We start from the raw sequence: 6,542 nt of genomic DNA, 5'->3' as shown, positions 1-6,542 counted from the left end.
TTTTTCTTCTGGAAGAAAAAGAGAAAATGGGGGGTGCAATGAACCAGCCATCGCTGGTATCCAATCCCCCCCGCCCGAAGGGCGAGCAAAATCCCCCGCTTTGCAAAAGCGTTCAATAATAGCCATATTATCAATAAAAGGAGATCACACATGAAATACGATTTCACCGCCATAGAACAAAAATGGCAAGCCAAATGGCTGGAAGAAAAACCCTTCACCGCCGTCAACGGCGACAGAAGTAAGGAAAAATTCTTCGGTCTCATCGAGTTCCCCTACCCCTCCGGCCAGGGCCTCCATGTGGGCNACGCCCGGCCCTTCACCGCCATGGACATCATCTGCCGGAAGAAGCGGATGCAGGGCTTCAACGTCCTCTTCCCCATCGGCTACGACGCCTTCGGCCTGCCCACGGAAAACTACGCCGTGAAAAACCACATCCACCCCGCTAAGGTCACCCACNACAACGTCTCCAACTTCCGCAAGCAGCTTCAGATGCTGGGCTACTCCTTCGACTGGGACCGGGAGGTCAACACCACGGACCCGGATTACTACAAGTGGACCCAGTGGATCTTCCTCCAGATGTTCAAGAAGGGCCTGGCCTATAAGGCCTCCATGCCCGTGAACTGGTGCACCAGCTGCAAAATCGTCCTGGCCAACGAGGNAGTGGTGGAGGGCGTCTGCGAACGCTGCGGCGGCGAGGTTATCCGCAAGGAGAAATCCCAGTGGATGCTGGCCATCACCAAGTACGCCGACCGCCTCATCGACGATTTGGAGGACGTGGACTTCATCAACCGGGTCAAAATCCAGCAGCGGAACTGGATCGGCCGGTCCGAGGGCACGGAGGTGGACTTCACCGCCACCAACGGCGACAAGCTGACGGTCTACACCACCCNCTGCGACACCCTCTTCGGCGTGACCTACATGGTCATTTCCCCGGAGCNCCNNCATCTGGAGCAGTGGAAGGGCCAGATTCAAAACTGGGACGAGGTAGCCGCCTACCAGGCGGAGGCCGCGAGAAAATCCGACTTTGAGCGGGGCGAACTGAACAAGGNGAAAACTGGCGTCCGCCTCCAGGGTATCGAGGCCGTGAACCCCGCCAACGGCAANCGCGTCCCCCTCTTTGTCTCCGACTACGTCCTNATGGGCTACGGCACCGGCATCGTCATGGGCGTGCCAGGCCACGACCAGCGGGACTGGGACTTCGCCACGGCCTTCGGCCTGCCCATCGTGGAGGTGGTCCGGGGNGGCGACATTACGAAAGAGGCCTTTGTCCTCAAGGACGACACGGGCGTCATGGCAAACTCCGGNTTCCTCAATGGCATGACGGTANAAGAGGCCATCCCCGCCATNNNGGAGCNTGTNACGAAAGAGGGCTACGGACGGCCTAAGACCAACTTCAAGCTCCGGGACTGGGTGTTCAGCCGCCAGCGCTATTGGGGCGAGCCCATCCCCCTGGTGAACTGCGAAAAGTGCGGCTGGGTCCCNCTGCCGGAGTCGGAGCTGCCCCTGCTCCTTCCTGAGGTGGAGAGCTATGAGGTCACCGACACCGGCGAAAGCCCCCTGGCGAAAATGACGGACTGGGTGAATACCACCTGCCCGAAGTGCGGCGGCCCCGCCCAGCGGGAGACGGACACCATGCCCCAGTGGGCGGGCTCCTCGTGGTATTTCCTCCGGTATATGGACCCCCACAACGACAAGGCCCTGGCCTCCAAGGAGGCCCTGGACTACTGGTCCCCCGTGGACTGGTACAACGGCGGCATGGAGCACACCACCCTCCACCTGCTGTACAGCCGCTTCTGGCACAAGTTCCTCTATGACATCGGCGTGGTGCCCACCAAGGAGCCCTATGGCAAGCGGACCAGCCACGGCATGATTCTGGGCGAGGGCGGTGAGAAAATGTCCAAGTCCCGGGGGAACGTGGTGAACCCCAACGACATCGTGGCCCAGTACGGCGCGGACACCATGCGGCTGTATATCATGTTCGTGGGCGACTTCGAGCAGGCGGCCATCTGGTCCACCGAGGCGGTGAAGGGCTCCAAGCGCTTTTTGGACCGGGTGTGGAACCTGGCGGAGAGCGCCAAGGACGACCCCAATCCCTCCCCCGCCAACGAGGCGGTTCTCCACCGGACCATCAAAAAGGTCACCGGGGACATTGACAGCCTGAAAATGAACACGGCCATTGCCGCCATGATGACGGCGGTCAACGAACTGANGNCCAACNGAGTCACCAAGGGGGACATGCGGCCCCTGCTCCAGCTGCTGAGCCCCTTCGCCCCCCATATCACCGAGGAGCTGTGGGAGCGGTTCGGCTTCGCGGCGGAGACGGGGAAGATGTGCTGCCAGAGCCAGTGGCCCGTCTACGACGAGCGAAAGACCGTGGCGTCCACGGTGGACTTCGCCGTCCAGGTGAACGGGAAGCTGAAGGGGACGGTCACCATGNCCACGGACAGCGAGGAGGCGGCGGTGGTAGAAGCCGCCCTGACGGTGGAGAAGGTGCAGAAGGCCACGGCGGGGATGCAGGTGGTCAAGACCATCTTTGTGAAAAATAGGCTGGTGAATTTGATTGTGAAGCCCCAGTAAAGCGGCGAGAAGGCCCCTTCCCCTTTAAGGGGGAAGGGGCCTTTTTTAACCGGATGACAGGAAACGCATCCTCCTGAATTTTCCGGCCGTCCTGTCGCTTTTTGCCGAAGAATGTGTTATAATCAAGCTGCTGTCGGCCCTCCGCAGTTGGGNGGAGGTGTACATCCATGGAATTTATTCTCACTTTGGCTGCTTCCCTCACGGCAAACGTGATTGGTTATCTCGTNNGCAAATGGCTGGATGGGAAGAAATGACAGCGGCAGCCTAAAATGGAGCGCCCGGAAGTTGCAGCTTCCGGGCGCTTCGCTTTGGTGAACATCGGAGTTTATTCTCACTTTTTGGTCACGATCATTGTACCCCGCAAAGCGGGGAAAGTCAAGGGTTCTTTTTCCCTTCCAGCTCAATCCTGCCATGCTTGGCCTCATAGGCCTCTACGGCATCCCGGATTAAAATCAGAACCTGGCTGTTGGCGGAGCGCCCCTCATAGGCGGAAATCACATGAAGCTTGTGCAGTAATTGCTCGTCAATGCGGATGGTGTAACCTTTTGTTCCGTCTTTTCTCATAGCGTAANCTCAAAACAATTATACAATGGTTGTGTTATATATTTACTTTACAACCGCTTTATGGTATGATGGGCGAAATGGTTGTATAATATAACCTAAACAACCAAAATATAACCGCAGAGGAGGCCGCTATGTCACACTATCAAAAAATGTATTCCGTCTTATTCAACGCCGTATCCGACGCGCTGGGGGAACTGGATAAGCTGAACATTGGCGCGGCAAAGGAATACCTCAAGGAAGCCCAATTCCACACGGAGGAAATTTACATGTCCCAGGACGGCGGAGACGCCGCCCAAGAGGAGAAAGGCGCCAAGGAATAAGGCGGCAAAGAAGAGGGCCCCGTCCATCGGACGGGGCCCTCTCTATTAGCGGCAAATCAGGGGGTCACTTCTTCGGTTCCNCGGACTCAAACACCGCCTTGGCNCTGGCGGCAAGACCCGCCAGGCCCTGGAGCTCGCTGGGAATNATNATTTNCGTCNCNTNGNCGNCGGCCACCTTCTGCATGGCCTCCAGGGCTTTCAGCTTCACCACCTGGTCGTTGGGGGCGGCGTCGTTCAAAAGCCGCAGGGACTCCGCCAGGGCGGTCTGGACCCGGGTGATGGCCTCGGCCTCCGCCTCGGCGGCCATGATGCGGGCCTGTTTTTCGCCCTCGGCCTGGAGAATCGCCGCTTCCTTGGCCGNCGTGGCCCGGAGGACGGCGGCTTCCTTCTCGCCCTGGGCGACCAGCACCTGGGACTCCTTCTGGCNCTGGGCCTGGAGGACGGATTCCCGGCGCTCCCGCTCGGCCTTCATCTGCTTTTCCATGGCGCTTTGGATGTCCTTGGGGGGAATGATGTTCTTCAGCTCCACCCGGTTGACCTTGATGCCCCAGGGGTCCGTGGCCTCGTCCAGGATGGCCCGCATCCGGGAGTTGATCACGTCCCGGCAGGTGAGGGACTNCTCCAGGTNCATGTCGCCNATGANGTTCCGCAGGGTTGTGGCGGTCAGGTTTTCAATGGCGTTCATGGGGTGCTCCACGCCGTAGGTATAGAGCTTGGGGTCCGTGATTTGGAAATAGATCACCGTGTCAATCTGCATGGTGACGTTGTCCTTGGTAATGACGGGCTGGGGCGGGAAGTCCGCCACCTGCTCCTTCAAGGACACCTTCTTGACCACCCGCATGACGAAGGGCACCTTCACATGCGGGCCCTGGTTCCACACGGCGTGGAACTGGCCCAGCCACTCCACCACATAGGCCCGGGACTGCTGGACGATATGGACGTTGGAAATGATCAAAATGACCAGCAGGACAATGACAACGGAAACAGGAATCCACCACATTATGTTCTTACCTCCACTTTCTCTGAATATTGGACCAGGAGCTTGACGCCCTCGATCTTCTGTACCTTCACCTGGGTCCCGGCGGGGATGACGGCGCCGTCGGCGCTGCGGGCGGTCCAGGTTTTGCCGTCCACGTAGACGGCGCCGGAGGCCCGGTCGTTGTCCACGGGCTCCGTGACCTTGGCCGTCATGCCCACCACCCGGTCGGAGTTGGTGGGGATACGGGGCCTGGTCATAAAGCGCCGGACCAGGGGCCGGGTAATCACCAGCGCCAGGGCGGACACCACGGCGAACACCAGCACCTGGGTCGCCTCCGGGGAGAGCCCGCCCAGGGCCCAGCCGGACATGCAGGTGAAAAGCGCCGCCAGGGACCCGGCCACGAACCAGATGGAGATCATGCTCTCCGTGACCACCTCGGCCACGCCGAAGAGAACGATGGCCCCCAGCCAGAGCCAGATAAACATGCTCATAGAATGCCTCCTTTCCAATCGGCCTCAGCTTTCTTATTCAGTATAGCATATCCGCTATAGAAAAAGTGTTTCAATTCAGTAACAATTCACAAAGGGGGCCTGACCCCCTCCCGGCNGCNGTTGAAAAGGGCGGAAACTCCNGGTATACTACGACGGCAGAATCGAAAAGGAGGGACTCCCTGTGACCTTAACCATCCCCTGCCTCCTGGGCTTAGAGGCCCTGGTGGCCGACGAGATCAAGCGCCTGGGCCTGGCCGGCGTCCGGGCGGAAAACGGCCGGGTCCACTGCGAGGGGACCCTGGCGGACATCCCCCGGCTGAACATCGGCCTGCGCTGCGGGGCCCGGGTGCTGNNGGAGCTNGGGGAACCTTTCCNGGCCCCGGACTTTGAGGCCCTGTTCCAGGGGGTCCTGGCCCTGCCCTGGGAGGACTTCATCCCCCGGGAGGGGGAANTCCCCGTGANGNGCTACTCTCTGAATTCCGCCCTNCACTCCGTCCCCGCCTGCCAGGCCATTGTGAAAAAGGCCGCCGCCCGGCGGCTGGGGAACGCCTACGGCTGCGAGACCCTGCCGGAGACGGGAAGCCGCTATCAGATTCAATTCGCCATCATCAAGGACCGGGCCTCCCTGTACCTGGACACCTCCGGCGAGGGGCTCTACAAACGGGGCTACCGGGCCCGGAATATGGGCGCGCCCCTGCGGGAGACTCTGGCGGCGGCGCTGGTGACCCTCTCCCGCTACCGGGGGAAGGACCCCTTCTGCGACCCCTTCTGCGGCTCGGGCACCATCCCCATCGAGGCGGCGCTCATCGCCAGGAACCGGGCCCCGGGCCTGGACCGGCGCTTTGCCGCCCAGAAGTGGAAGTCCATGGACCCCAAGCTGTGGATGGACGCGGCGGAGGAGGCGCAGGACAAGGAGTTTCACGGGCACTACGACATCTGGGGCGGGGACATCGACCCGGCGGCGGTGGAGCTGGCCCGGCACAACGCGGCCCTGGCGGGGGTGGAGGACTGCGTGCGCTTCGAGGAGGCGGACGCGGGGAAATTCCGCCGCGGCGGCGAGTACGGGCAGCTGGTGACGAACCCGCCCTATGGCGAGCGGCTGCTGGAAAAGGAGGAGGCGGAGGCGCTGTACCGGGCCTTTGGCAAGGCGCTGGAGGACCTGCCGCCCAAGTGGCGGGTGATTGTGCTGAGCTCCCACACGGAGTTCGAGCGGTGCTTCGGCCGCCCGGCGGACAAGAAGCGCAAGCTCTACAACGGGATGCTGAAATGCGACGCGTTTTTCTATGGGCGCTGAAAAAGGGGGCGGGAATNTTCCCGTCCCCCCTTGCAACGGCGGAGAAAGTGTGGCATAATAGGAAAGGTTTATGCAGCGGTATCGAAGTGGTTATAACGGCCCTGACTCGAAATCAGGTGTACCCGCAAGGGTACCGTGGGTTCGAATCCCACCCGCTGCGCCAGCTCAGGAATTCCCCTTACCGCTGCGCTTCCCGCCCCGAAGGGGCGGAAAGCTCCGCCGGACGGGGAATTCCTTCGCCTTCACCCGCGAACCGCTTTGCTGGGTTCGCGGGTGATTTTTTTGCGGGGGACGAAGGACGAGGGACGGGGGACGAG

The 6,542-nt window shown here is 61.0% G+C and carries 5 protein-coding genes, 1 tRNA gene and 1 pseudogene; 4 read left to right on the top strand and 3 right to left on the bottom strand.

Going from position 1 to position 6,542, the window contains the following annotated elements:
• Positions 1-150 precede the first annotated feature (150 nt).
• Positions 151-2,577 carry a leucine--tRNA ligase gene (gene leuS / locus JX325_RS11530; RefSeq protein WP_204791263.1) on the top strand — a complete coding sequence of 809 codons (2,427 nt, stop codon included), beginning with the start codon at positions 151-153 and terminating at the stop codon, positions 2,575-2,577.
• Positions 2,578-2,952: 375 nt separating this feature from the next.
• On the opposite strand, the gene JX325_RS11525 is transcribed toward leuS, so the two are convergent.
• Positions 2,953-3,141, bottom strand: a complete 189-nt coding sequence (locus JX325_RS11525; protein ID WP_204791262.1) for a hypothetical protein — start codon at positions 3,139-3,141, stop codon at positions 2,953-2,955.
• A gap of 131 nt (positions 3,142-3,272) precedes the next feature.
• Here JX325_RS11525 and JX325_RS11520 point away from each other — a divergent pair, with 131 nt between their 5' ends.
• Entirely contained in the window at positions 3,273-3,461 is a 189-nt protein-coding gene (locus JX325_RS11520) for a hypothetical protein (RefSeq protein WP_204791261.1), read from the top strand.
• A gap of 64 nt (positions 3,462-3,525) precedes the next feature.
• Here the strand turns inward: JX325_RS11520 and JX325_RS11515 are convergent.
• A pseudogene (locus JX325_RS11515) lies at positions 3,526-4,461 on the bottom strand (SPFH domain-containing protein).
• The gene (locus JX325_RS11510; RefSeq protein WP_243414059.1) at positions 4,461-4,931 is read right to left on the bottom strand and encodes an NfeD family protein; all 471 of its coding nucleotides are present in this window, start codon (positions 4,929-4,931) and stop codon (positions 4,461-4,463) included. The pseudogene JX325_RS11515 and the gene JX325_RS11510 overlap by 1 nt, the downstream one beginning before the upstream one ends.
• A 181-nt stretch (positions 4,932-5,112) precedes the next feature.
• Between JX325_RS11510 and JX325_RS11505 the strand changes: the two genes are divergently transcribed.
• Positions 5,113-6,225: a class I SAM-dependent RNA methyltransferase gene (locus JX325_RS11505; protein WP_204791260.1), complete on the top strand. Its 1,113-nt coding sequence runs from the start codon at positions 5,113-5,115 to the stop codon at positions 6,223-6,225.
• A 72-nt stretch (positions 6,226-6,297) separates the two neighbouring features.
• Positions 6,298-6,388: transfer RNA gene (locus JX325_RS11500), tRNA-Ser, on the top strand.
• Positions 6,389-6,542 lie beyond the last annotated feature (154 nt).

This window comes from Oscillibacter sp. CU971 (assembly GCF_905219725.1).
Lineage (GTDB): Bacteria > Bacillota > Clostridia > Oscillospirales > Oscillospiraceae > Oscillibacter.
Note: the sequence above shows the minus strand (reverse complement) of the source record. Positions and strands in the feature narration are given on the sequence as shown.

Excerpts from the sequence above, each read along its gene's own strand:
- JX325_RS11525 (WP_204791262.1), bottom strand. The coding sequence starts at position 3,141 with ATGAGAAAAGACGGAACAAAAGGTTACACCATCCGCATTGACGAGCAA.
- JX325_RS11510 (WP_243414059.1), bottom strand. The coding sequence starts at position 4,931 with ATGAGCATGTTTATCTGGCTCTGGCTGGGGGCCATCGTTCTCTTCGGC.
- JX325_RS11520 (WP_204791261.1), top strand. The coding sequence starts at position 3,273 with ATGTCACACTATCAAAAAATGTATTCCGTCTTATTCAACGCCGTATCC.